General features: G+C 66.6%; 21 protein-coding genes and 1 pseudogene. 11 read left to right on the top strand and 11 right to left on the bottom strand.

Annotation, left to right across the window (positions count from 1 at the left end; translation table 11 throughout):
* The 5 genes and pseudogenes from LZ686_RS12265 to LZ686_RS12245 all read left to right on the top strand — a co-directional run.
* Positions 1-285 (top strand): annotated as a pseudogene (locus LZ686_RS12265) (integrase core domain-containing protein); the annotation flags it as partial.
* Between the two features lie 398 nt (positions 286-683).
* The gene (locus LZ686_RS12260) at positions 684-974 is read left to right on the top strand and encodes a hypothetical protein (protein ID WP_349547973.1); all 291 of its coding nucleotides are present in this window, start codon (positions 684-686) and stop codon (positions 972-974) included.
* A 786-nt stretch (positions 975-1,760) separates the two neighbouring features.
* The gene (locus tag LZ686_RS12255; protein ID WP_139597631.1) at positions 1,761-2,033 is read left to right on the top strand and encodes a hypothetical protein; all 273 of its coding nucleotides are present in this window, start codon (positions 1,761-1,763) and stop codon (positions 2,031-2,033) included.
* A gap of 410 nt (positions 2,034-2,443) precedes the next feature.
* Positions 2,444-5,023 carry a Hint domain-containing protein gene (locus LZ686_RS12250; RefSeq protein WP_349547972.1) on the top strand — a complete coding sequence of 860 codons (2,580 nt, stop codon included), beginning with the start codon at positions 2,444-2,446 and terminating at the stop codon, positions 5,021-5,023.
* Positions 5,024-5,308: 285 nt separating this feature from the next.
* Positions 5,309-6,316, top strand: a complete 1,008-nt coding sequence (locus LZ686_RS12245; protein ID WP_349547971.1) for an exonuclease domain-containing protein — start codon at positions 5,309-5,311, stop codon at positions 6,314-6,316.
* A 543-nt stretch (positions 6,317-6,859) separates the two neighbouring features.
* Here LZ686_RS12245 and LZ686_RS12240 read toward each other — a convergent pair.
* Positions 6,860-8,182, bottom strand: coding sequence for an MFS transporter (locus LZ686_RS12240; protein ID WP_045983266.1), 1,323 nt, complete (start codon positions 8,180-8,182; stop codon positions 6,860-6,862).
* A 244-nt stretch (positions 8,183-8,426) separates the two neighbouring features.
* Here LZ686_RS12240 and cyoA point away from each other — a divergent pair, with 244 nt between their 5' ends.
* The 5 genes from cyoA to LZ686_RS12215 are packed head-to-tail and all read left to right on the top strand — an operon-like array spanning position 8,427 to position 13,383.
* Positions 8,427-9,626: a ubiquinol oxidase subunit II gene (gene cyoA, locus LZ686_RS12235; protein WP_349547970.1), complete on the top strand. Its 1,200-nt coding sequence runs from the start codon at positions 8,427-8,429 to the stop codon at positions 9,624-9,626.
* Positions 9,627-9,648: 22 nt separating this feature from the next.
* Positions 9,649-11,652, top strand: a complete 2,004-nt coding sequence (gene cyoB / locus LZ686_RS12230; protein ID WP_349547969.1) for a cytochrome o ubiquinol oxidase subunit I — start codon at positions 9,649-9,651, stop codon at positions 11,650-11,652.
* A 12-nt stretch (positions 11,653-11,664) separates the two neighbouring features.
* Positions 11,665-12,279, top strand: coding sequence for a cytochrome o ubiquinol oxidase subunit III (cyoC, locus tag LZ686_RS12225; RefSeq protein ID WP_295169565.1), 615 nt, complete (start codon positions 11,665-11,667; stop codon positions 12,277-12,279).
* Complete coding sequence (cyoD, locus tag LZ686_RS12220; protein ID WP_139597635.1) at positions 12,279-12,680, top strand: cytochrome o ubiquinol oxidase subunit IV; 402 nt, start codon at positions 12,279-12,281, stop codon at positions 12,678-12,680. Before cyoC ends, cyoD begins: the two co-directional genes overlap by 1 nt.
* 1 nt (position 12,681) lies before the next feature.
* Positions 12,682-13,383, top strand: coding sequence for an SURF1 family protein (locus LZ686_RS12215; RefSeq protein ID WP_349547968.1), 702 nt, complete (start codon positions 12,682-12,684; stop codon positions 13,381-13,383).
* A 139-nt stretch (positions 13,384-13,522) separates the two neighbouring features.
* Here LZ686_RS12215 and LZ686_RS12210 read toward each other — a convergent pair whose 3' ends face one another.
* The 3 genes from LZ686_RS12210 to LZ686_RS12200 all read right to left on the bottom strand — a co-directional run bounded on the left by LZ686_RS12210 (position 13,523) and on the right by LZ686_RS12200 (position 16,139).
* The gene (locus LZ686_RS12210) at positions 13,523-14,050 is read right to left on the bottom strand and encodes a response regulator transcription factor (RefSeq protein ID WP_139597638.1); all 528 of its coding nucleotides are present in this window, start codon (positions 14,048-14,050) and stop codon (positions 13,523-13,525) included.
* Positions 14,047-15,321: an ATP-binding protein gene (locus LZ686_RS12205; protein WP_349547967.1), complete on the bottom strand. Its 1,275-nt coding sequence runs from the start codon at positions 15,319-15,321 to the stop codon at positions 14,047-14,049. Before LZ686_RS12205 ends, LZ686_RS12210 begins: the two co-directional genes overlap by 4 nt.
* Before the next feature lie 383 nt (positions 15,322-15,704).
* Positions 15,705-16,139, bottom strand: coding sequence for a MerR family transcriptional regulator (locus LZ686_RS12200; protein WP_349547966.1), 435 nt, complete (start codon positions 16,137-16,139; stop codon positions 15,705-15,707).
* An 80-nt stretch (positions 16,140-16,219) separates the two neighbouring features.
* Between LZ686_RS12200 and LZ686_RS12195 the strand changes: the two genes are divergently transcribed.
* Positions 16,220-18,373, top strand: a complete 2,154-nt coding sequence (locus tag LZ686_RS12195) for a heavy metal translocating P-type ATPase (protein WP_349547965.1) — start codon at positions 16,220-16,222, stop codon at positions 18,371-18,373.
* A 5-nt stretch (positions 18,374-18,378) separates the two neighbouring features.
* Here LZ686_RS12195 and LZ686_RS12190 read toward each other — a convergent pair whose 3' ends face one another.
* The 7 genes from LZ686_RS12190 to LZ686_RS12160 form a co-directional block, all read right to left on the bottom strand.
* Complete coding sequence (locus LZ686_RS12190; protein WP_252928162.1) at positions 18,379-18,873, bottom strand: isoprenylcysteine carboxyl methyltransferase family protein; 495 nt, start codon at positions 18,871-18,873, stop codon at positions 18,379-18,381.
* Between the two features lies 1 nt (position 18,874).
* A complete protein-coding gene (locus LZ686_RS12185; protein ID WP_349547964.1) occupies positions 18,875-19,933 on the bottom strand; it encodes a type III polyketide synthase in 1,059 nt (352 codons plus the stop codon).
* A 135-nt stretch (positions 19,934-20,068) separates the two neighbouring features.
* The gene (locus LZ686_RS12180) at positions 20,069-20,665 is read right to left on the bottom strand and encodes a DUF6134 family protein (protein WP_347918285.1); all 597 of its coding nucleotides are present in this window, start codon (positions 20,663-20,665) and stop codon (positions 20,069-20,071) included.
* 13 nt (positions 20,666-20,678) lie between these two features.
* Positions 20,679-21,542, bottom strand: a complete 864-nt coding sequence (locus LZ686_RS12175; RefSeq protein ID WP_349547963.1) for a TauD/TfdA family dioxygenase — start codon at positions 21,540-21,542, stop codon at positions 20,679-20,681.
* A gap of 11 nt (positions 21,543-21,553) precedes the next feature.
* On the bottom strand, positions 21,554-22,324 hold the full coding sequence (locus LZ686_RS12170; protein ID WP_349547962.1) for an SDR family NAD(P)-dependent oxidoreductase: 771 nt from the start codon (positions 22,322-22,324) through the stop codon (positions 21,554-21,556).
* Complete coding sequence (locus LZ686_RS12165) at positions 22,321-23,703, bottom strand: AMP-binding protein (RefSeq protein WP_349547961.1); 1,383 nt, start codon at positions 23,701-23,703, stop codon at positions 22,321-22,323. The genes LZ686_RS12170 and LZ686_RS12165 overlap by 4 nt, the downstream gene beginning before the upstream one ends.
* A complete protein-coding gene (locus LZ686_RS12160) occupies positions 23,703-24,317 on the bottom strand; it encodes a thermostable hemolysin (protein ID WP_349547960.1) in 615 nt (204 codons plus the stop codon). The genes LZ686_RS12165 and LZ686_RS12160 overlap by 1 nt, the downstream gene beginning before the upstream one ends.
* Positions 24,318-24,392 lie beyond the last annotated feature (75 nt).

Below are 24,392 nucleotides of genomic sequence, written 5' to 3'. Positions count from 1 at the left end.
CCATCGGTCCAAGCGGCCATGCGACGCCAAGGGTCCCACTTCACGTCGTTTGCCTGGACAGACCGCCTGCGACGGTCGGGCGTCCGCATCTCGATGGATGGCAAAGGCGTTCGCAAGCGCACCTTGGACAACATCTTCATCGAGCGCCTGTGGCGCGCCTTGAAATACGAATGCGTCTATTTGCATGCCTGGGAGACCGGATCACAGGCACGCACCCGTGTCCGCAACTGGATGGAATTCCACAACCACCGCCGGCCGCACAAGGCCCCTGGCGGCCGACCGCCGGCAGTGGTCTCCTCACTGACAGGAGAAGCAACGCAACCCGATCAGCAGGAGCAGATCAGAGCTTGAAAAGCGCCAGATCCTGTCAAAAGAATGGGGAGCACCTCAGTGAAGGAAAAATTCCGTAGCAGATCAGCAACCCTGGCCCGCCATATTTAACGTGTTGAACGTATTATCTCGGCGGTAAGGAAGTTGCGGCAGCATTTAACGATCAGTGGAAGATGAACTTAGCAATATCAATTCATACGGTCGACGATGGAAATGCATCCCGATCGAAGCTATGCACAAGGTTGCAAGCCGTGCTTCCTGAATGCGTTTAGCTCTTCCTGTAATTCTTCAGCAGCCGTATCGCCTGATCGACCTTGGACTCTATCAGTTTGTCCAGAAAGGCGGGCGCCGACATGGCCGACCTGCTTTTCATCGGAGGCACGTGCTTTGCGGCCTTCGACTTTGTGTCTGATTTGGGTCGCGCGCGCGTGGTATTCTTTCGGATCGTCGCCATTGATCAAGCCTTGGTCTGTGCAGCGTCTGAACCGGAACCCCCGCCTGATGTTCCAGGAAAAGGATTTTTATCTGAACCGGAGCGGGAGGAACGTCGAGCTGACGGTTATTGCGTTCCGCACCGCCGCCCTGACTTGCATCTTGTCGCGACGTTGCTTTCTTTCCTGCTACCCACCACGGCCTGCAGGTAGGCTGTTTTATTTGGAACCTCAGATCGAGTGCACTTCCAGGCGTGGCCTGCCGCCATCGCATGCTTTTCACGTGAAAGCGTTCCTGTTATCGAATGCTGTGCATTGGCCTGTACGTACCTCCACAAGATGAACACCTGATGTGTTCCACGAGATGGATTATGGCCTGCAATCTGAAGTTGGCGCTTGTCGGTATGTTTCGGAACGCGTTGAGAGCGTCACGACCGGGGTGTTACACCGGTTTCAACACTTCGGCGCATCGCAACAGCTGATTGCCCATTGCTACGGTACCCGTACACGAAAACGGTATGCTCCTCGCAGTCGTCACGATTTAATAGTTTCAGGCTGAATCAACAATGAAAATTTGATGCAAGCGGCCGGATTGTGCCAATGCTGACTAGGTTCAGCCACAGACTTATTATCGACCGAAGTTTGGATAGATGAACTCAATTCTCCGGAACTTAATATGCAATTGATTCGGCCGCTGCCCGAATAGTTCGCAATATTTTAGACCAGAACGCGGCATCCTGAGACTGCTTACTATAGAGCGACAAATAATTTGCAAAACTTACGACAGTTTCAATTTTTGGAGCAACGTCCTTCCAATGAGGTCCGACACGTCGCTTTAGGATAGACAAAGCGATCACAATTGATCGCAGTGTCGTAGGTGTCTTGACCTTACAACGGTGGGAAGCGCTACCTAGCAACGCGGTGATGGAGAATGCCGCGAAATGAATGAACGGTTGAGTGAGGTGCGGGTTACAGGGCCGCGCGCTACCTGGGTGATTGATGATCGATCGTGAACTGCGCGACCGGTTCGTGGCCGCGGGCGTGCCCGAAACCCAGGTTGATCCCATCCTCTCCTATTTCGACCTTTATGGTGGGGCTGCTGAAATCACCTCCGAGGAAGAATATCGGAATGCGGCTGCCATTTATCTGACGCTGGATGGATATCTGGCGCCTGACGATGCGCACAGCGCCGTGGCCCGCTATGTCATCCATCTTGGGGTGCGGCTGGCTGAGTGGGATGGCAAGCACACCGTACCAAGCGTCCTGCGGTGACCATAAACCCCATGGGCCCCGTCGCATCGTCGTCAGGTGCATGGTAACGATTTCGCCATCACCGGCGCAAATGTGCCGACAAATACAATCGTGAGTTGATTGGTTAACGGTGTCTTGCTACGCCGAACCTTCATGGTGGTGGTCGAGCAAAGCAGACCACCGACTGACAACAACCCGATTGCAAAGGTTGCACGCTTGCCTGTCCAAACTCCGCACCCCCGTGCAATCCGCAGACATGCGCCACGGCGACAGCCCTCCATGACGCAGACTGCCGGGCAGTTCCGGGAAAGGCCGCATTCGCGGACCCGTCTGCCCATTCGTACCTAGTGCACATTCATGTCTGAGCCGGCGCCGCGATCCGCGGTGTCTCTTCATCATGCCCGGACCATGGGCTGGACACAGGATACATCATGCCGACGACCTTCAACTGGATCTCTCTTGGAACGCCCCGCAACGCCACCGGCGGCATCGTCACGGTCGACCCGTCAGAGGTAATTGCCGGCGCCGAAAACGCATCCAGCCTCCTGACCGCCGCGTCCGGTTCGGGGCCCCGGGTGTTCGGTTCGCAAGGCGCGCCGCTCTACAACAGCATCACCTCTGCAACGATGATCAACCGCAGCGGCAGCGACAATGCGCTGGACACGGATACGGCCGTCGGCACATCGGCGGATCGCTTTACGACCAACATTGGCGCCGGAGTCCAGACCTTCAACTTTGACGCCTTGGTCAATTACAACGGCACCGTGACCTATGCGGATGGCTCGACCGCGTCGAACGTGACGCTGCTGGTTGTGCAGGCGGAAACGGGCGAACTGTTTCTTGCGCCGCCGCCGGCCACGGGTTCGAACGCGGCGTTGACGCTCAAGCCGATCCAGTCGATCCGGCTGGATTCGGTGGCAAATAATGACGTCAACCTGTTGATCGACCGCCAGCTTGGGATATTCGACGATGGATTTGTCGATGGCACGGCCGGGGCCGACCTGATCGGTCCCAGTTATGTAGAGCCTGCCGCCGGCGGCTCCGACCGGGTCGACGGCAATGACGGGCTGACCAGCGCGGGCACCAATTTCAACGATGACCGTATCCGCGCGGGCGCGGGCAGCGACACCATCGACGGCGGCCTTGGAAACGATCTGATCGACGCGGGCGAAGGCAACGACCTGGTCAACCTGACGGGGGTGTTCGGCAACGACACCATCACCGGCGGCGCGGGCAGCGACACGCTGTCCGGGGCGACACTGACGGCCGCGTCCACCGTCACATTCAACGGCGGCTCCGGCACCTTTGCCAGCGGAGGCAGCACGGCCAGCTTCAACACCATCGAGGCCGTCACCACCGGCGCCGGCGCCGATACGGTCACCATCAGCGGGACCGCCGCGGGAAGCTTTGCCACGGGCGCCGGGGCGGACACGATCAACGCGGGCGGTTCCGGCGCGGATACCATCAATGCGGGCGACGGCGACGACCTGGTCAACCTGACCGGAACGTTCGGCAGCGACACAATCACCGGCGGCGCGGGCAGCGACACGCTGTCAGGGGCCACGCTGACGGGCGCGTCCACGGTCACGTTCACCAACGGCACCGGCACCTTTGCCAATGGTGGCAGCACGGCCAGCTTCAATACCATCGAGGCGATCACCACAGGCGCGGGGGCCGATACGGTCAACGCGGCGACCAACACCTCGGCCGCCAGCTTCGCCCTGGGTGCGGGCAATGACAGCTTTACCGGCGGCCTTGGTGCCGAGACGATCGATGGCGGGGCGGGCGACGACACGATCGTCTCGGGTGGCGGTGCGGATGTCGTCAACGCGGGGGACGGGCAGGACCTTGTCGATGCGGGTGAGGGCAACGACTATGTCGATGCGGGGGCCGGAAACGACACCGTCGCCGGCGGTGCGGGCAACGACACCCTGCTGGGTGGCACGGGCGACGACCAGCTGAGCGGCGGCACCGGCGACGATAGCCTGCTGGGGGGCGCCGGCAACGACGTTCTTCTGGGTGGCGACGGAAATGACTATCTGGACGGCGGCCCTGGCGCCGACACCTTGACCGGTGGCGCGGGGAACGACGTCTTCGTCGTGTCGAACGGCGATCTCATCACCGACTTCACGACCGGCGACCCGGCCAACAACGACAGCGTGGATCTGACGGCCTTCTACAACGATGACAACCTGGCGATCATCAATGCGCAGCGGGTGTCGGCGGGGCTGACACCTTACAACTCCGCCTTGGGCTGGCTCAGGGCGGATCAGGCCGATGACGGGGTGCTGAACAGCATCCGGACCGATGCGGGCTTTGCCGAAAACGTCACGCTGAGGATCCAGAACGGCGGAACGGCGGTGACGGCGGCGCAGCTGACCGAAGGCTCGACCTCTGTGCTGTGCTTCGGGTCGGACGCGCTGATCCAGACGGTGGACGGTCCCGTGCCGGCCGGTGCGCTGAAGGTGGGCGACATGGTGCTGACCCGCGACAACGGCGCGCAGCCCATCCGCTGGATCGGTCAGCGCGTCATCGATGCGGCCGCCTTGGCGGATCGGCCCGCACTTGCGCCCATCCGCATCCGCGCCGGCGCCCTGGGCCAGGCATTGCCCAGCAGCGATCTGATCGTCTCGCCACAGCACCGCATCCTGGTGCGATCGAAGATCGCCACGCGCATGGTCGGCGCGCCCGAGGTCCTGGTCGCCGCCAAGCAGCTGATGGCCGCCGACGGCATCGACGTGGCCGACGATCTGGCCGAGGTGACCTATGTCCACTTCCTGTTCGACGACCACCAGATCGTCCTGTCCAACGGTGCGGAGACCGAGTCGCTTCACACAGGACAGGAGGCGCTGAAGGCGGTTCCCGTCGAGGCGCGTGCCGAAATCTTGGCCCTGTTCCCGGACCTGGCCGATGGAACGTCGCGTGCGGCCGTGCGCCCCATGCTGACCGGGCGGCTGGGACGAAAGCTAGCGGAACGCCATGCCCGCAACCGAAAGGCGCTGGTCGCCTGAAGATCGGAAAGGCGTGCCGATCCCCGGCACGCCTTTTGCCCAACTTAAGGGGTAGGTTTGCATAGTCGCCGCCGGGCTTGGCGTCGGCCCGCGGGGCAGGGTTGTCTGACCAGGGACGTGGCTGCACTGCAATCGTGGTATCTGGTCAGGCGAACCGGAGGGCATCCGATCGTCAATGCATCGCGGCCGAACTGACGCTGCGAAGCGGTTGCACCGTGCCGGCAGATGTCCGACCATGTCGGAGCCGTCTGACGTGACGCGGCGGCCTTGGTGGCGAGGATTTGCATGACCCGGTTCGATCGGCCTTTCGGGACCATGCCCGACGCACACCCTGGTGATCGACGCGGGGCGGGTCGCGGTCTGCCGACGTCCGGGATCGATCTGCAGGCTGCCAGGCCAGCCTTCGGCCATGCCGATCAGGTTCCCGTGGGCAACTTTCGCTTCGTCGCGCTGGACGTCGAGACGGCGTGCAGCGACGCGGCAAGCATCTGTCAGATCGGCTTGGCCTGCGTGCAGCCGGATGGCGAAATTCAGACGTTTTCGATGCTGGTCAACCCCAGGTCGCGATTTGACTCGTTCAACATTCGTCTGCACGGCATCGGTCCGGACCATGTGGCACAGGCCCCCGGCTTTGCCGAGGCGCTGGAGATGCTGCTGCCCCTGCTGACGCGCCATCAGCTTGTGCAGCACAGCAATTTTGACAAGCAGGCGATGAATGCCGCCTGCCGGACCTGCGGCCTGAACGTTCCCGATCTGCGCTGGAGCGACAGCGTCACGATCGCAAGGCGGGCTTGGCCCGAATTGAAGGGGAACGGAGGGCATGGGCTGGCAAACCTCAAACGCGTGCTGAACCTTCGGTTCCACCACCACGACGCGGGAGAGGACGCCCGCGCGGCGGCCATGGTCGTGCAGCATGCCGAGCGCCGCCTGGGCCTGCCCTTCGACGACCTGATCAAGCCGGTCGTGAAAAAGCGCCAGCCGCCTGCGATCACTTTGGCGGGAAATCCCGCGGGGCCGCTGGCGGGGTCCACGGTGGTTTTCACGGGCACACTTGGCATGCCGCGCGCAATGGCGGCGGACATGGCGGCGCGATCCGGGATGGATGTCAGGGCGGGTGTGACACGGCAGACCACCCACCTCGTCGTGGGGGATCAGGACCTGCTCGAACACGACGGCGCCTTGCGCAGCGCCAAGCACCATAAGGCCGTGCAGATGCGGGATGCAGGGCATTCCATACAGATCATGGGAGAGAGTGCATTTCAAAGACTGATCGCCGGTTTCGGCGCCGTCTGAGCATTCGAGGTCGGTTCTGCCAGATCGCGATATCGCGGGGCGGCAGACCGGAAATGGAAACGCCGCATCGCTGGTCGGTCTGGCCCCTTCCGCATAATTTACGGGCACCCGTTCACCGCCAACGTCATGGGTGAACAGGCGCGAGGCACGTCAAATCGGTCTGGGAGAACAGGCGAGGCAACTGCGCCCATTCGATTTTTCAGCATGGACAGGCGTGGCGTGATGCCGCTGTCCAATCTGCGTGCCGGTGGGTCGTTGTCATTCTGTGCTCAGCAGATGGTACCGGAGGGCCAAAGACAATCCGTGCTGACCGTCAGAAATCTTCGCTTATGAAAGAGGCGCGATGGGTCCTGTAAAGCGAAATGCAATTTCCTGACGTCGAAACCGCCTTGGCCGGACCGCCGGTCTGCGTGCTAGTAGATCGCTCCTCATGTCTTGGAGCAGCGGTCGACATGACTGGTATCGACGCCGCCCGAACACGACCGAAGCTGTCCGGGCGGCACGTGTGCAAGGTCTCGCCGCGCCGAAAGACGCGGCGGGATCTTATTCGTCGGTGATCTCCATCTGGCCCCTGCGGGACGACTGGATCGCGATCACGGTGCAGATCACGCCCGATCCAAGATAGACGCCCGCGGCCCACAGGCCCAGCACGCTGGACATCGACAGGGCCGTCAGGGGGGCGAAGCCCGCCCCGAACATCCAGGACAGCGACGCCACCAGCGCCGAGGCGGTGTAGCGGTTCTTTTTGCCGAAGAGCGAGGCGATGACGCCAGAGCTTTGCCCAAAGCTGAGGCCCAGGAGGACGAAGCCCAGCACGATGTAGGTCGTGGCTCCCTCGCGTCCGCCGGCCAGAAGCAGCGGGCCCAGGACGGCGAAGGCGCCGATCGCCAGGGCACCCAGCATCAGCAGGCGGCGGCGGCCGATCTTGTCGGCGATGTAGCCCGAGGCCACGATCGACACGATGCCCGCGACGGAACCCCAGATCAGCGAATAGAGCACCGCCTCGGGGGGATCGTTCGAATAGAGGAACACCCAGGACAGCGGGAAGATCGTGACCATGTGGAACATCGCAAAGCTGGCCAAGGGCATGAAGATGCCCAGGATCATGCTTTTGCCGTCCTGCTTCAGCGTCGGGCGGATGCGCGAGGGGCGCAGTTCGCTGGAGTTCAGCATGTCGTCGAATTCGGGCGAAGCCACGATCCGAAGGCGGGCGAACAGCGCGACGACGTTGATGGCGAAGGCCACGAAGAACGGATAGCGCCAGCCCCAGTCCACGAATTCGTCCGCCGAGACGTTGATCAGCAGATAGGCATAGAGCAATGCCGCCACGGCCAGGCCGATGGGCGCCCCAAGCTGCGGGATCATCGCATAGAAGCCGCGCTTTTCGCGACTGACCGACAGGGCCAGCAGCGACGGAAGACCGTCCCAGGTTCCACCAAGGGCCAGGCCCTGACCGATCCGCAGCAGAGCCATGATCGCGATCGCCCACCAGCCAAGCGTGTCATAGCTGGGCACAAGGCCCATCGCGACCGTCGACGTCCCAAGCAGCAGCAGCGCGGCCGTCAGCTTGCCCTTGCGCCCGACGGCGCGGTCGACGGCCATGAAGATCACCGTCCCCACCGGACGCGCGACGAAGGCCAGCGCCAGCAGCACGAAGGACGCAAGCGTCCCCTCGACCGGGTCAAGGAAGCCGAACAGGCGCGCCGGAAAGACCAGCACGCAGGCGATGGAGAACACGAAGAAGTCGAAGAACTCGGACGTGCGGCCGATGATCACGCCGACCGCGATGTCGGAGGGAGAGACGTGGTGGTCGTCCGCGTCCTGGCCGGTATTGAGCCGGGAGCCGGTGTGGGTTGACGTCGCCATGGCAAGACGCCTCCTGATAGATGCTGCATTGACGCGGGGTGCACGGCCGGAATGATCCGGGCACCCGCTCCCTTGCCCGTGGCACGGCCGGATTGGAATTGGACAAGTTGTCATAGGTCAACTTGTCCAATGTCGCCCGCCGCCCCGACGCAATACCGCCTGCCTTCAAAACACCGTCTCGACTTTCGAAGGCGAATCACCCGGCGCGCAGACGACCGTGCCATTGACCCGGATTGATGAAGCTATGATGCGGATAATCAAGCGAGCCCCCTGGCTGATCCCCCTGATGGCGCTCTCGGCCTGCAAGGCCGAGGTCCTGGCCCCCACTGGCGACATCGCGGCCCAGCAGCGTGACCTGTTGGTCTGGGCGACGGGGATCATGCTGATCATCATCATCCCCGTGCTGGTGTTGGTCGTGCTGTTCGCCTGGCGCTATCGCGCCCGGAACCGCGATGCCAGCTATGCCCCGGACTGGAGCCATTCGACCAAGCTGGAACTGGTGATCTGGGCGATCCCCGCGCTGATCATCATCGCGCTTGGCGCGATGACATGGGTGGGCACGCACCACCTGGACCCGTACCGCCCCATCCAGCGCGTCTCGGCGGACACGCCGCTGACGGACCAGACCCCGCTGGTGGTCGAGACGGTGTCGCTGGATTGGAAATGGCTGTTCATCTATCCCGAACAGGGCGTGGCCAGCGTCAACGAACTGGTCGTGCCGGTGGACCGCCCAATCGAGTTCCGCCTGACATCGTCCTCGGTCATGAACGCGTTCTACATCCCGTCGATGGCGGGGATGATCTATTCGATGCCGGGGATGGAGACGACGCTGCACGGCATCTTCAATGCCGAGGGCACGTTCCAGGGCATGGCGTCGCACTATTCCGGGGCGGGCTTCTCGGGCATGCGGTTCAAGGCCCATGCCATCACCGACGCCGACTTCGACCAGTGGGCGGCCGAGACACGCGAGGCCGGCGGAGAGCTGGACCGAGCCGAGTACCTGGACCTGGCGCGCCCCTCCGAGAACGTCGCGCCCCACCGCTATGGCGCGGTGGATGCGCAGCTGTTCCCGCGCGTGGTCAACATGTGCGTCGAGGACGGCAAGATCTGCATGGCAGAGATGATGGATCTGGACCGCCAGGGCGGCACGGGCCTGGCCGGCACCATGAACATGCAGTCGCTGGTCCAGGACCGCGTCGCGCAGCGCGGAGAGCGCGCGCCCACCCTGGGCTGGGAACCCTTCTACGTCAGCGGGTTCTGTTCGCCCGCCGAGGAGGATCTGATGCTGACGCTGCGGGCGGACCTGCCGCCGCCCCCCGTCGACGCCGCGCCCCTGCGGGGACACGGACTGGACCATCCGGGCACCGGGCTGGTCGACATGCTGCGCCGCCCCGCCCGGGTGCTGACCGGCCTGTCGCGCGACCCCGACGCCGACGAGCTCTGAGCCGAGAGACAGGATAAGAACCATGGCCACGATCGACCACAGCACGACCTTTCTTCTTGGCCGTCTGAACCTCAGCGCAATTCCCCAGGACCCCATCGTGTGGGCGACCTTCGTCGTCGTCGCGATCGGCGGTGCGGGCCTCATGGCGGTGCTGACCAAGTATCGCCTGTGGGGCTATCTGTGGCACGAATGGTTCACCACCGTGGACCACAAGAAGATCGGCATCATGTACATGGTGCTGGCGCTGATCATGCTGCTGCGGGGCTTTGCCGACGCGGTGATGATGCGGCTGCAGTCGATGCTGGCCTTCAACGGGTCCGAGGGCTACCTGAACTCGCACCACTACGACCAGATCTTCACGGCGCATGGCGTGATCATGATCTTCTTCGTGGCGATGCCCTTCATCACCGGCCTGATGAACTATCTGGTGCCGCTGCAGATCGGCGCGCGCGACGTGTCCTTCCCGTTCCTGAACAACCTGTCGTTCTGGATGACGGTGGGCGGCGCGGTGATCATCATGGCCTCCCTGTTCGTGGGAGAGTTCGCGCAGACCGGCTGGCTGGCCTTTCCGCCGCTGTCGGGCATCGGCTTCAGCCCCTGGGTCGGGGTCGACTACTACATCTGGGGCCTGCAGGTGGCGGGCGTGGGGACGACGCTGTCGGGCATCAACCTGCTGGTGACCATCATCAAGATGCGTGCGCCCGGCATGGACTACATGCGCATGCCGATCTTCACCTGGACGGCGCTTTGCACGAACATCCTGATCGTCGCGTCCTTCCCGGTGCTGACGGTCACGCTGGTCCTGCTGACGCTGGACCGCTATGTCGGCACGAACTTCTTCACCAGCGATCTTGGCGGCAACGCCATGATGTACGTGAACCTGATCTGGATCTGGGGCCACCCCGAGGTCTACATCCTGATCCTGCCGCTGTTCGGTGTCTTCTCCGAGGTCACGGCGACCTTCTCGGGCAAGCGGCTGTTCGGCTATACCTCGATGGTCTATGCGACCGTCTGCATCACGGTCCTCAGCTATCTGGTCTGGCTGCACCACTTCTTTACGATGGGGTCGGGCGCGTCGGTGAACGCCTTCTTCGGCATCACCACGATGATCATCTCGGTTCCCACGGGGGCCAAGCTGTTCAACTGGATCTTCACCATGTATCGCGGCCGCATCCGGTTCGACCTGCCGATGATGTGGACGGTGGCCTTCATGCTGACCTTCACCGTGGGCGGCATGACGGGGGTCCTGCTGGCCGTGCCGCCCGCGGACTTCGTGCTGCACAACTCGCTGTTCCTGGTGGCGCATTTCCACAACGTGATCATCGGCGGCGTGCTGTTCGGCCTGTTCGCGGCCATCAACTTCTGGTGGCCGAAGGCCTTCGGTTTCCAGCTGGACGTCTTCTGGGGCAAGATCAGCTTCTGGCTGTGGGTCGTGGGCTTCTGGTTCGCGTTCATGCCGCTCTACATCCTGGGCCTGATGGGCGTGACGCGGCGGATGCGCGTGTTCGACGACCCGGACCTGTGGATCTGGTTCGCGATATCCGGCCTGGGCGTCGCGATGGTCGCGGGCGGCATCGGTGCGATGCTGATGCAGTTCGGCGTCTCGATCTGGCGCCGCAAGGAGCTGGTGGACGAAAGCGGCGATCCCTGGGACGGGCGCACGCTGGAATGGGCGACCTCGTCGCCCCCGCCGGCCTACAACTTCGCCTTCACGCCGGTCGTTCACGGCCTGGACGCGTGGAACGACATGAAGCAGGTCGGCCAGACCCGCCCGCAGGGAACCTATCTGCCCATCCACATGCCCCGCAACACCGGCACGGGCGTGATCCTGGCGGGTGCGGCGACGGTCTGCGGCTTTGCGCTGGTCTGGTACATCTGGTGGCTGGCGGCGGCGTCCTTCATCGGCATGATCGCCGTGGCGATCGCCCATACCTTCAACTATGACCGCGACTTCCACATTCCGGTCGAAGAGGTTGCACGGACCGAGGCCGCGCGCGACCGCCAGCTGGCGGCGCTTGGCGCCTGATCGGAGGACATGATGACACCCGCGACCGCAACCGACGTCCAGTACTGGGACACCGAACCCCATCACCACGAGGAGGGGGCCTCGACGACCATCGGGTTCTGGATCTACCTGATGAGCGACTGCCTGATGTTCGCCGTCCTCTTCGCCGTCTTCGGCGTCCTGGGGCAAAGCTATGCCGCGGGCCCGGGCCCGCAGGCGCTGTTCGAACTGCACCTGGTCGCCATCAACACCGCCTTCCTGCTGCTGTCGTCGCTGACCTTCGGGTTCGCGATGCTGTCCACGCTGGCGGGCCGGCAGGGTCCGGCGATGATGTGGCTGGGCGCGACCCTGGTCCTGGGCCTCGCCTTCCTAGCGGTCGAGATCTATGAATTCCACCACCTGATCCATCTGGGCGCAGGCCCGCAGCGGTCCGCCTTCCTGTCGTCCTTCTTCGCGCTGGTCGGCACGCACGGGCTGCACGTGGCCTTCGGCTGCCTGTGGCTGGTCACCCTGATGGTCCAGATCACCCGGCACGGGCTGACCGGAGCCAACATCCGGCGGATGACCTGCCTGTCGATGTTCTGGCACTTCCTGGACGTCATCTGGATCGGCGTCTTCACCTTCGTCTATCTGCTGGGGATGATCTGATGGCCGACACCGCACATGCCAAGACCGCAGCCCATGTCCATCACCCCGACGGCCATGACCACGGCACCTATCGGTCCTATGTCATCGGGTTCATCCTGTCGGTCGTGCTGACCGCGATCCCCTTCGGCCTAGTCATGGCCGGGGGCCTGGAAAGCCGCCTGCTGACGGCGGGGATCGTGATCGGCGCAGCGGCGATCCAGATCCTGGTGCACATGGTCTACTTCCTGCACATGAACGGCCGGTCCGACGAAGGCTGGACGATGATGGCGCTGATCTTCACCGTCGTCGTGGTGGTGATCATCCTGGCCGGGTCGCTGTGGGTCATGCACAACATGAACGCCAACATGATGCCCCAGATGAACCATGACGGCATGCCGCAGCTGTCCGGCTTCGGAACGTAACATGGCGGCGTGGCGCGGACCGGTCCGATGGGGCATCGTGATCCCCGGCACCGCCCTGTGCCTGATCTTCCTGGCGCTGGGCGTCTGGCAGGTGCAGCGGCTGGAATGGAAGCGCGACCTGATCGCGCGGACCCAGGCCGCCGTCACCGCCGCCCCGGTGGCGGCGCCGTCCCCCCAGGCCGTGGCGGGGGACGACACGTTCGAATACCGCCGCGTCATGCTGTCCGGTCGCTATCTTCAGGCCTCGGACACGCTGGTGCGTGCCGTCACGGCCCTGGGCGCGGGTTATTGGGTGATGACGCCGTTCCGGACCGATCAGGGCTGGACCCTGCTGGTCAACCGCGGCTTCGTCGCGGCCGACGGGACCGACGACTATGCCCCCGCGCCGGCTGCGCCGGATCAGGTCCTGACCGGCCTGATGCGCGCCAGTCAGGAGGGCGGGGCCTTCCTGCGCGACAACGATCCGCAGGCGGGGCGCTGGTTCTCGCGCGATACGCAGGCCATCGGCGCCGCCGTCGGTTTGGATCCGGTCGCGCCGTGGTTCCTGGACCTGGACCGCGGTCCGGTTCAGGGGGCGCCCATCGGGGGGCTGACCGTCGTGTCCTTCCCGAACAGCCATCTCAGCTATGCGCTGACCTGGTTCGCGATGGCGGCGGGGCTGGCCTTCCTGCTGGTCTTCATTCACCGGCCGCACGGTCGTTAGACGGTCCGTGGCATCGATCAGACCCGCCATCGATCGGGCGTGCGTCAGCGTTCCCGGCCCTTGGCATCGGCCACCCATACCGCCACTGCGATCAGCCCATCAGCCCATCAGCCCATCAGCCCATCAGCCCATCAGCCCATCAGCCGATCTGCCGCTTGGCAAGCTTGCGCGCCAGGGTGCGCCGATGCATGCCCATCCGCCGCGCGGCTTCCGAGATGTTGAAGTCGCAATCGCGCAGCGTCGACTGGATCGTCTCCCATTCCTGGGTGCGCAGGCTGGTGCGGCGTGCCGTGACCTCGACGGACGGATCGCCCGCCTCGCGGGCAAAGGCGGCCTCGATCTCGGACGTCGTGGCGGGCTTGGCCAGGTAATGGGCCGCGCCCAGCTTAATGGCCTCGACCGCGGTGGCGATGCTGGCGAACCCGGTCAGCACGACGATGCGGGGCGCGGGGTCCATGCCGGCCAGCGCCTGCACGCATTCCAGCCCGCTCCGCCCGGGCAGCTTCAGATCGACCAGCGCCAGGTCCGGGGGGCTCTGCTGCGCCAGCGCGATCCCCTCGTCGGTCGATGAGGCATGGCGGACGTCATAGCCGCGGCGGGCAAAGCTTTCCGTCAGCGTCGCGGCCAGCGCGGCATCATCCTCGACGATCAGCAGGCGGCGGGTCATGCGGCGGTCTCCAATGTTGGCAGCAGCAGGGTCACCTGCGCGCCGTGCCGCAGGTTGGCAAGGCGCATCTCTCCGTTCAGGCGGCGCATGACATTGCCCGTCAGGAACAGGCCCAGACCTCGCCCGGCGCCGCCCTTGTCGCTCTGGAACGGCTGGCCGGGGTCGGCCAGGATGGCGTCGGGAAAACCCGGTCCGTCATCCTCGATGACCAAGGCCAGCTGTTCGGGCCCCCCCGGCGACAGAGAGATGCGGATGTTGCGGCTGCCCGCCTCGGCGGCATTGTCCACCAGCTGGCGGACCGCCTGTTCCAGCATCGGATCGGCCATGATCACCGGATCGCACCGCATGTCAAAGCAGATCCGAACGGGCAGGGCCAGTCCCTCGATCGCCGCCTCCAGGAATGCGCGCGCGCGCATCGCCTGCGCCTCGTCCAGGCGCTCCTGGCCCGATGACAGCAGCATCTCGGACACGATCTGGCGGCATCGCGACAGCTCTCGCTGCATGACGGCGATCTTGTCGTCCAGCTCGTCCCCCTGCGGCGCGCCAAGCGTCTGCCAGTCGTCCAGGGTGACTGCAAGCGTGGTCAGGGGCGTGCCCAATTCATGCGCCGCCCCGCTGGACAGCAGCCCCAGACGGACCAGGTGATCCTCCTCCAGCATCTGCTGACGCAGGGCCTGGATCTGGGCGTCGCGATCGCGCAGGTTCGCGGTGATGCGGGTGACGAACCAGGTCAGCAGGCTGGCGGCCAGCAGAAAGGACAGGAACATCCCCTGCAGGTGCAGGTCCAGAAAGCTGGGCCCCGCCCCGTGCCACAGATGCGGCAGCGGCAGCGGCACGCCGTTGCCGGTCAGCCAGAAATGCGCCGCGATCGTCGCCAGCAGGATCAGCGCCGCATGCCACTGCGGAAGCAGCACGATCGCCAGGATGACCTGCAGGATGAACAGCGACACGAAGGGATTGGAGGCGCCGCCCGACAGATACAGCAGGATCGTCAGGCTGGCCACATCCATCAGCAGTTCGGCCGTCACGGTCAGGTCGGTGATCGGGTGCCCCCGGCGCAGCCGCCAGGCGGAGAACAGGTTCAGGAAGATCAGGAACCCGACCACCGGCAGCATCTGCCCCCATGGCAGCGTCGTCACGTCCAGCAGGACGACCGTCCCCCAGATCGCCAGCAGCTGTCCCGCGACCGCGATCCAGCGCATGCGGTTCAGCTGTGCCAGATTGCGCCGGGCGGCGTTCTGCGCGATGTTCGTGGGGGATTGCGTCTTCATCGGTCCTTCCGGGCAGTTCGGGGCGGATGCCGGTTATTCCCGCGGCGCTGCCTGGGCTCCGACGGGCCATCCCGCCTTCTACGACAGAACAGGGGTCGCCGAAAGCGCGCCGGTGTCGCGCCTTGGTCGGGCAAGGATCGGTCGCCGGGCGGCGTTCCGCGTGATCGTCGGTTGTGCAGACGGCGTCCTTGACAGGGTCATGACGACTGCGATCTGGCCCGGATATCACCGGGTCGTTGTGATCGGCGGAATTCTGTGCGGTTCGCATCGCAAGCAGGATCATCTGGCACATAGCCGATTAGCACCAACGCCTTGAGCCAGGCCGGCAGCTCGTGGAAGCATGGAAAGCAGCGCCCGCAGTCACCGCCACGGAGAAATGTCGCCTATGACGGCACGCCATCGCCGTGATGGTCGTGCTGGCAATGCACGTGATCGCCCAACACCTCGATGACCTTGCAGTCCGAGATCGTCCCATGCGCGCATTGGGCCAGCATGCGGCTCAACTCCTGCTGCAGGGCCTCCAGCCGGACGATCCGGTCGCGGACCGATTGCAGCTGGCGCCGCGCAATGACATCGGCGGCGGCGCAGGGCATGTCGGGACGATCCGACAGGCTCAGCAGCTCGCGGATGCTGTCCAGCGGAAAGCCAAGGTCGCGCGCGTGGCGGATGAAGGCCAGCCGCTCCTGCTGCTTGCGACCAAAGAGGCGCTGGTTCCCCGCGCTGCGTTCGGGTTCGGGCAGCAGGCCGATGCTTTCGTAATAGCGGATCGTGGGCACCTTGATCCCGGTGGCCGCGCTCAATTTTCCGATGCTGAGCATGAAACACCCCTTGAAGCTCTAGTTGCTAGAGATCCTATCTTCCTGGCTACAGGACGAAAAGACCCATGGCAGGATGCGACATGACGGATGACACGACACACCGGCGGGAATGGACCGTCACGGGCATGGATTGCGCCGGATGCACGGCCAAGGTCGTGCGCGCGGTCGAGCGGATGCCCGGCGTCCGCGCGGCCCGGGTCGCGCTGATGGCCGAACGGCTGAGCGTCGATCTGGACCCCGGCATCACCCGATCGGACCAGATCGAGGCGGTCGTCCGGGCCTTGGGTTATGGCATCGCGCCGACGGTGGCGGTCGATGACGTGCCCGAACAGGCGGTCCGCCCCGCGACGGGTGCGGACCCGTCGTGGTACCGGACGGCCAAGGGGCGGCTGGTGGTGCTGACCGGACTGCTGCTGGCGCTTGCCTGGATCGTGGCGCTGCTGACGCCCGCGGGCGGCGGGTATGCGGCATTCGTCGCGGCCTGCCTGATCGGGATGGCCCCGGTGGCCTGGCGCGCCGTTGCGGCGCTGCGCATGGGCCAGCCCTTCACGATCGAAAGCCTGATGACCATCGCCGCGGGCGGCGCCCTGCTGATCGGCGCGGCCGAGGAGGCGGCGCTGGTCGTGTTCCTGTTCGCCGTGGGCGAGGTTCTGGAAGGCGTCGCCGCCGGCCGGGCCCGCCAGGGCATCCGCGCACTGGCCGATCTGGTGCCCAAGACCGCGATGCTGGAGCAGTCGGGCGGGACACGCACCGTCCCCGCCGACAGCCTGACGATCGGGCAGGTGGTCCTGATCCGCCCCGGCGACCGCATCCCCGCGGATGGGGACATCATCGAGGGGACCAGCGGCATCGACGAAAGCCCCGTGACCGGCGAAAGCGTTCCGCAGACCCGCGGCGTGGGCGACGCGGTCTTTGCCGGCGCGATCAACACCCAGGCCGCGTTGCGGATGCGCGTGACGCGCGAACCCCGCGACAACACCATCGCCCGCATCATCCGCCTCGTCGAAGACGCCGAAGACGCGCGCGCCCCGACCGAGCGGTTCATCGACCGCTTCTCTCGGATCTACATGCCTGCGATCATCGCGCTGTCGGCGCTGGTGATCCTGGTGCCGCCGCTGGCCTTCGGGCAGGACTGGACCACCTGGATCTATCGCGGTCTGGCGCTGCTGCTGATCGGGTGCCCCTGCGCGCTGGTGATCTCTGTCCCGGCGTCGATCGCATCGGCGCTGTCTGCGGGGGCGCGGCGGGGGCTGCTGATGAAGGGCGGCGCCGTGATCGAGGCGGCGGCGCGGGTGACGCATGTCGTTTTCGACAAGACCGGCACGCTGACCCGCGGGCGCCCGGTCGTGACCGACCTGATCCCGGCACCGGGCGTCGCCGAGATCGACCTGCTGTCCATCGCCGCGGGCGTCGAGGCCGGATCGGGTCACCCCCTGGCGCAGGCGATCGTTGCCCGGGCACAGGCCGCAGGCGCTTCGGTGCCCGCGTCGCGGGATGCCTGTGCCTTGCCTGGACGTGGGGCGGTGGCCACCGTCGGCGGCGCGCCCGCCTGGGTCACATCTCCCTCTCACGCCGCGGAGGCGGGCGGCGTCGACCCCGCGGCTCTGTCACGCGTCACCGCGCTTGAGGAACAGGGCCGGACCGTCGTCGCGGTGTTTCGGACGGGACAGCCCTTGGGGCTGATCGCGATGCGCGACGAACCGCGTTCCGATGCGGCCACCGCCATTCGCCAGCTGTCGGCGATGGGCCTGGGCGCGACGATGCTGACGGGCGACAACGCCCGCACGGCCGCCGCGATCGCGGGGGAAATCGGGCTGGATCATCGCGCGGGCATGCTGCCCGAGAACAAGCTGACCGCGATCCGTGCGATGAACCGCCAGGGCGGCGTGATGATGGTCGGCGACGGCATCAACGACGCCCCGGCGCTGAAGGAGGCCCGCGTCGGCATCGCGATGGGATCGGGGTCCGATGTCGCGCTGGAGACGGCGGACGGCGCGTTGCTGCGCGATCACGTTACCGATGCGCCGGCGATCATCCGGCTGGCGCGGGCGACGATGGGCAACATCCGCCAGAACGTTGCCTTGGCGCTTGGGCTCAAGGCGGTGTTCCTGGTCACGACGGTCATGGGCGTCACCGGGCTGTGGATTGCCATCCTGGCCGATACCGGCGCGACGGTGCTGGTCACGCTGAACGCCCTGCGGCTGCTGGCCTTCGACCCGACGCGCGAGGCCTGACGCGGTCAGCGCCCGGCCAACGCGCGGGATTCCGCACGGATGCGGATCGTCAGCACGCAGGCGTTCAGGATGGTGAAGAGGGCCGCGACCCCCCACAGGCCCAGGACCATCGGCGCCACGATGATCTCGGCGATGACGACGGCATAGTTCGGGTGCGACATCCAGCGATAGGGCCCGCGTGCCACCAGCGGCGCGTCCAGCACGATGATGCGCGTGGTCCAGCGCGGCCCCAGGCTGGCCAGCACCCAGACCCGCAGACCCTGCAGGACCACGAAAGCGGCAAGCCACCCGGGGTGGACCGGGTTGGACCATCCCCAGATGCAGATGGCCGCCAGCCAGGCTGCGTGCATCGCGACGATCAATGGATAGTGCCCCGCCCCATGTTCGACCGCCCCCTGGGCCAGCAGGCGGCGGGTGTTGCGCCGGGCGACAAGCAGTTCGGCTCCGCGCTGCAGCAGCAGGAAGGCGATGAAGGCCAGGGATGCGGCGTGATGCTCCATCCTACTGCACCGTGATCGGCAAGACCGACAGCGTGAAGCCCGGCCCAAGCGCCATGGCCAGCAGTGATCCGCGCGTGCCCGCGCGCAGCACCTGTTCCAGGACGAACAGGACGGTCGGGGCGGACATGTTGCCGTTCTGCGCCAGAACCCGGCGTTCGACGTCCAGCGACCCCTCCGGCAGGGACAGCGTGGTCTCCAGCGCGGTGATGACCTTTGCGCCGCCCGGGTGGCAGACGTGGCGGTCGACCGGATGATCCGGGATCAGGCCGTCCAGCGCCGGCCGCAATTCCGCCTCGGCAAAGCTGGGGATCGATCGGTCGAAGATGACGCCCAGACCGGTTTCCTCGACCGTCCAGCCCATGATGCCCAGGGTGTCGGGCCACATGTGCTGGCGGCCCCGTCCGATCCGGGGGCGCGCATCGTCGGCCGCGTGGCCCGCGCGCAGCACGACCGCCGCGGCCCCGTCGCCGAACAGGGCGGTGGCGATGATGTCGGCCTTGGCCAGCCGGTCCAGGCGAAAGAGGACGGTGCAGGTCTCGACCGCGACCATCAGGACCACGGCGCCGGGGCGGGCGGTCGCCAGGTCGGCGGCGATGGACAGACCCGACACGCCCCCCGCGCAGCCCAGGCCAAAGACCGGCACGCGCATCGCGTCGGCGCGAAAGCCCAGGTCGCGCGCGGTCAGCGCCTCCAGCGTCGGCGTCACGATCCCGGTCGAGGATACGGTGACGATGATGTCCACCTGATCCGCCCGCAGCCCCGCCTGGTCCAGCGCCAGCCCGGCCGCGTCGCGAAACAGCGCCGCGGCCCCTTCGGCATAGGCGCGGGTGCGGTCGACCCAGCCATGCGGCTGCCGGAACCAGTCCAGCGGCACGACGGAATGCCGCGTGTCGATGCCGGCGTTCTGGAACGCCGGGGCAAGCCGGTCGAACTGAGAGAAGCGCGATTGCAGCAAGGCGCGCGATTCCGTCACGATATCGTCCTGGCGCAGCAGGTTGGGCGGGACGGCGGTGGCGATGGACAGCAGCCGGGGTCGATCGTCTTCGGTCCAGGGGGTCATGCGGGTCCTGTCGTCGGGGTTTCGGGCACGACCAAAGCGGACAGGCGCACCAGGGATGCAGCGGGTTCATCCATGCAACGCGCAAGGGGCGCGAAAGGTGCCCGGCCCGCGTGTATGGCGGGCCGGGGGCAGGGGCTAGCGCAGGACGTAGTCGACTTGCGATCCGTCCTCGGCCGCAAATCGGACATGGACCAGCGTCGCACCCGCATACCACAGGTCGCGGTTCAGCCCGCCGCGCAGCGCGTAATGCGTGGCGGCGACCGTGCCCGACCCGGTGGCCACGTTTTCTGTGCCCAGGTTGCTGACGCTGATCGGGTCGGTGCTGCCGTCGATGGTGTTCAGCACCGCCGATGACCGCACCATGTCGGCGTTCCACAGGCTGGCCGGGATCAGCGAGGTCGCACCGACCCGGATGTCATGCGGCGTGCCGTTGTCATCCGTGCGCGAGGCCAGGCCGGCCAGCTGGCCGCCGCGCCAGGTCTCGGTGCTGGTCTGGGAAAAGCGATAGGCGGCGACGCCGATCACCGGGACCTTGACCTTGACGTCGGTGGCGATGTCCACGGTGAGGTCGTCGCCCGATCCGCGGAAAGTTACGACATAGTCGCCGATGTCGCGGTCCTTGCGGATCACGTCGAAGGCCAGGCGCCCCGATGCGGGGACGCTGGCGCCGGGGGATGCCATCGCGGCAGGCGCCAGGGCCAGTGCGGTCAGCAGCGACAGAAGGCGGGTCATGCGGGTTTTCATGTCAGATCGTTCCCATGCCGATGAACAGGTTGCGGTTCGCATCCGCGATGGCGCGGCGGCCATGCATGACGCGGGTGTTGTCCAGGATGGCGATGTCGCCGTCCTGCCAGTTGATCTCGTGCGTGACCTCCTCGGCTAGGGCGCGGATCTGCTCGATCTCGTCCAGGGTCACCGCGGTCCCGTCGGCCATGGCATAGCGCGGCGGCTGATAGTTGTGCGACGGACCCAGGACGGCATTGGCAAAGCCGCGCGTCTCTCCGCCCAGGGCCGAGGGGCGCACCGGGTCCAGCGTCAGGCGATAGGTCAGCGAGCCGTCCGGGTGCAGGGCAAAGTCCTGATTCGGGATCGCCGCCTTGAACTGCAGGACGTGTTCCATCGTGACCTGCGCCGGGTCCGAGATGGCGGGGTGTTCGTTCGCAAGATAGCGCTTCCACAGCGCCTCGGGCAGGACGCGTTCGACGGTCATGCGCTGCGACCAGCGGGCCTTGAGCGCATCGTCGAACCGGTCCCAGACCGCGCGCCCGTCGCAGATGGTGGTCTGCGACCCCTCGAAGGCGGCGGTTTGCGCGAAGAAGGTCACGATGTCGGGGCAGCGGGGCGTGTTGCCGTTCTCGATATGCAGGCCGATGGGGCCCAGCCCCGCATCGACCATCTGCGTCGTGTCCGTGGTATGGCTGCGCGCCGGATCGAAGGTCACGCGGCGGCAGAGCGTCGTCACCACGCCCGAGAACGCCTCCATGTCGGGCTGAAAGCCGCGCAGCAGCGTCCAGCCGTCACGGGCCAGGTCCTCGCGGATGGTGGCCAGCAGGCCCGGATCGGTCAGGCCGCCCGGATGGTCGCGGTGGCGCAGGATATTGTACCTCATGGGGATCCTCATCACTTGGGAAGGGTCGCGGCGGCGATGACCGCCGGGTCGCGGGCCAGGCGCATCAGCGCCCGGTCGATCAGGCCGGGGCGCAGGCGTTGCAGGGCCACGAACAGCCGCTCGCGCGAGGCGGGCATCTGTTCGCGCCGGCGCGCGGCGATGGCGCGCCAGGCATGGGCCGCGACGGCGTCCGGGCTGTCCAGGGTCATCGCCATCGGCCCGATCAGCGCGTCAAACCCCTGCGCCGCATCGGTGCGCGTCGCGCGCGGCGCCAGATAGGTGACGGCGATGCCGCGCGGGGCCAGTTCGCGCCGCAGCGCGTCCGACCAGCCCCGCAGCGCGAACTTGGACGCGGAATAGAGGGCGAAGTACGGAAATCCGATGTCGCCAAAGACCGAGCCCACGTTCACGACCTGCCCCCGGCTGGCCGTCAGCGGTCCCAGCAGGTCGCGGGTCAGCGCCATGGGCGCGGCCAGGTTCAGCGCCAGCGTGGCCGCGATCTGCGCGTCGTCGGCGGTGTCGGCGGCGCCCGAGGGCACCATGCCCGCATTGTTGATCAGGATGTCCAGACCGGTCATTGCCACCGCCTGCGCGATGCTGGCGCGGCCGTCGGGGGTGGTGACATCCGCGGGCAGGACAAGCGCATCGCGCAGTCCCGCCGCGGTCTGTTCCAGAGGGCCTGCGCGGCGGCCGACCAGGATCAGGCCGTGGCCCTGGCGGTCGGCCTGGATGGCCAGCGCCCGCCCGATGCCCGACCCGGCCCCCGTGATCAGGACCCTCATGCCGCCACCCCTGCTTTTGCCGGCGCAGGAGCGGGCAGCGGCACCAGCAGCGCCCCTGGGCAGCGGGCGATGCGCGCGGCCACCTGCCGATCGGCGGTGCCCGAGGCGCGGATCAGCCCGGCCTCGCGCGGGTCGGCAAAGACCAGCGTGTCGGGGCGGGCATAGTCGGGCAGGGCGGCCAGCCGCGCCGTCAGCGCCGCCATGTCGGGGCTGCCCGTGGCGGCCAGGACCAGCATCAGCCGATCGTCCCCGGTCAGGATCAGGGCAGCCGCCGGGATGGCCGGATCGGCTATGGCCGCGGCCTCGACCCATTCGGGCGCGATGTTGCGCCCCGAGGCGCGCAGGATCATCGCGTCGCGCCGCCCCAGCACCGTCAGCCGCCCATTCGTCAGCTGGCCCAGATCGCCGGTCCGCCACGGTCCGCGATGGGGTGCATGGCCAAGATAGCCTGACATAACGGCGGGGCCGTCGACCACGATCTCTCCATCCTCGATGCGCAGGTCCACGCCGTCCAGGGGCAGCATCGCGGTGCCGCCTGCGGGCGTCATGGCCACGACCGATGACGCCTCGGACAGGCCATAGCCCTCGGCCACCGGCAGGCCCAGGGCGCGGGCCTCGGCCAGAAGGACCGGAGAGACCGGCGCACCCCCGACCGCGATATAGCGCAGGCTGTCCGGCGCGCGCGCGCCCTGCCGCAGGGCCGCGACCCACAGCGTCAGCTGGCGCGGGGCCAGCACGGTCACGGTCGGGTGGCAGGTTGCGGCCGCGCGCGCCAGGGCGGTTCCGTCGCCGGTGAACAGGCAGGCCGCGCCCTCGGCCGCGATGACGGTTTCGGCGCCGATCAGCACCGGCACGAAGATGCCGCAGATCTGTTCCAGAAGCTGCGCCTGGGGCAGGACGGACAGATAGCGGTCCTGGGGCGTGGCCCCGATGGCCGCCGCCAATGCGCGGGTCTGGGCGGTCAGCTGGCGGTCGCCCAGCACCACGCCCTTGGGCCGCCCCGTCGTCCCGGAGGTATAGATCACCCGGTCCGCCCCCCCGGCATAGGCCAGCGGCATCGTGGCGTCGGGTCGCGGCAGGCGGTCGATCAGCGTGGCGCCGGAATCGGCCAGCAGGTGATCGATCTGCCCGGCGGAAAAGAAGCCCGGCACCGGCACCACGCGGCACCCGGCCAAAGTCGCGGCCAGATCGGCGATGACATAGTCCAGCCCGACAAGGCGCAGACCGACGGTTCGGGGCCCGCCCGCGAAACCGGCGGCCGCATGACCGACGGCACGGGCAAGGCCCGCCCAGCTGATCGTGCGGTCACCGTCACGGAATGCAATGGCATCAGGCTGCTGCCGGGCGTGGCGGGCGAGGGCGTCGAAGATCGGGATCATCAGGGGGAAACCTTGCTGAAGCTGCGGGAGGGGCGGGGCATGAAGCGCAGCGGTTCGGACCGTTCGGCCAGCGCGCAGACCCAGGGGTTCGTGTCGTAGTAGCGGCCCCAGCAGGCCGCATCGGGCAGGCATTCCGCCCGCGCCGGTGCCAGCGCCAGCAGCGGCACGCCGGTCCGCTGCAGCATCGCGACCAGGGCGGTCGTGGCCGTGAACAGGCCCCAGCTTTTGCCCTGCAGGCGGCCCTCGGCGGCGATGGCCTCGATCAGGGGCAGGGTGGCGATGGGGCGGGGGCAGGCCATCGACACGACCTCCAGGATGTCGTCGTCGTGAACCGCACGGCCGCTGCGTTCGGACAGCAGCTGCGCTACCGGCCGGTCCAGATAGACCTGTGAAAAGAACCCCGCCGCCGCATCGCGCAGGCCCGCCGCCCCCATCACCGCGCCCGAGGCCGACCGCGCCACCGCCAGGGGGACCGCGGGCAGGGTCACGCGGGCGTCGAAGGCGTCATGGAAATGGCCTTCGATCATCAGGGCCGCGGCCTGCCAGCCGGGGTCCAGGGGCTGCAGGATCTGCATGTGCATGGCGTGGTCGGACAGGTGGCGCAGTGCATGCATGGTGGGGCCTTTGCGTGGTTCGTGCCCCTGATCTGACGGGCAAAGCTTGCAGCAGGCTTACAGACAGCGATGCCA

Source organism: Paracoccus sp. NFXS7 (assembly GCF_040148865.1).
Classification (GTDB): domain Bacteria; phylum Pseudomonadota; class Alphaproteobacteria; order Rhodobacterales; family Rhodobacteraceae; genus Paracoccus; species Paracoccus marcusii.
The sequence above is the reverse complement of the archived record's forward strand: the minus strand, read 5'-3'. Positions and strand labels throughout refer to the sequence as shown.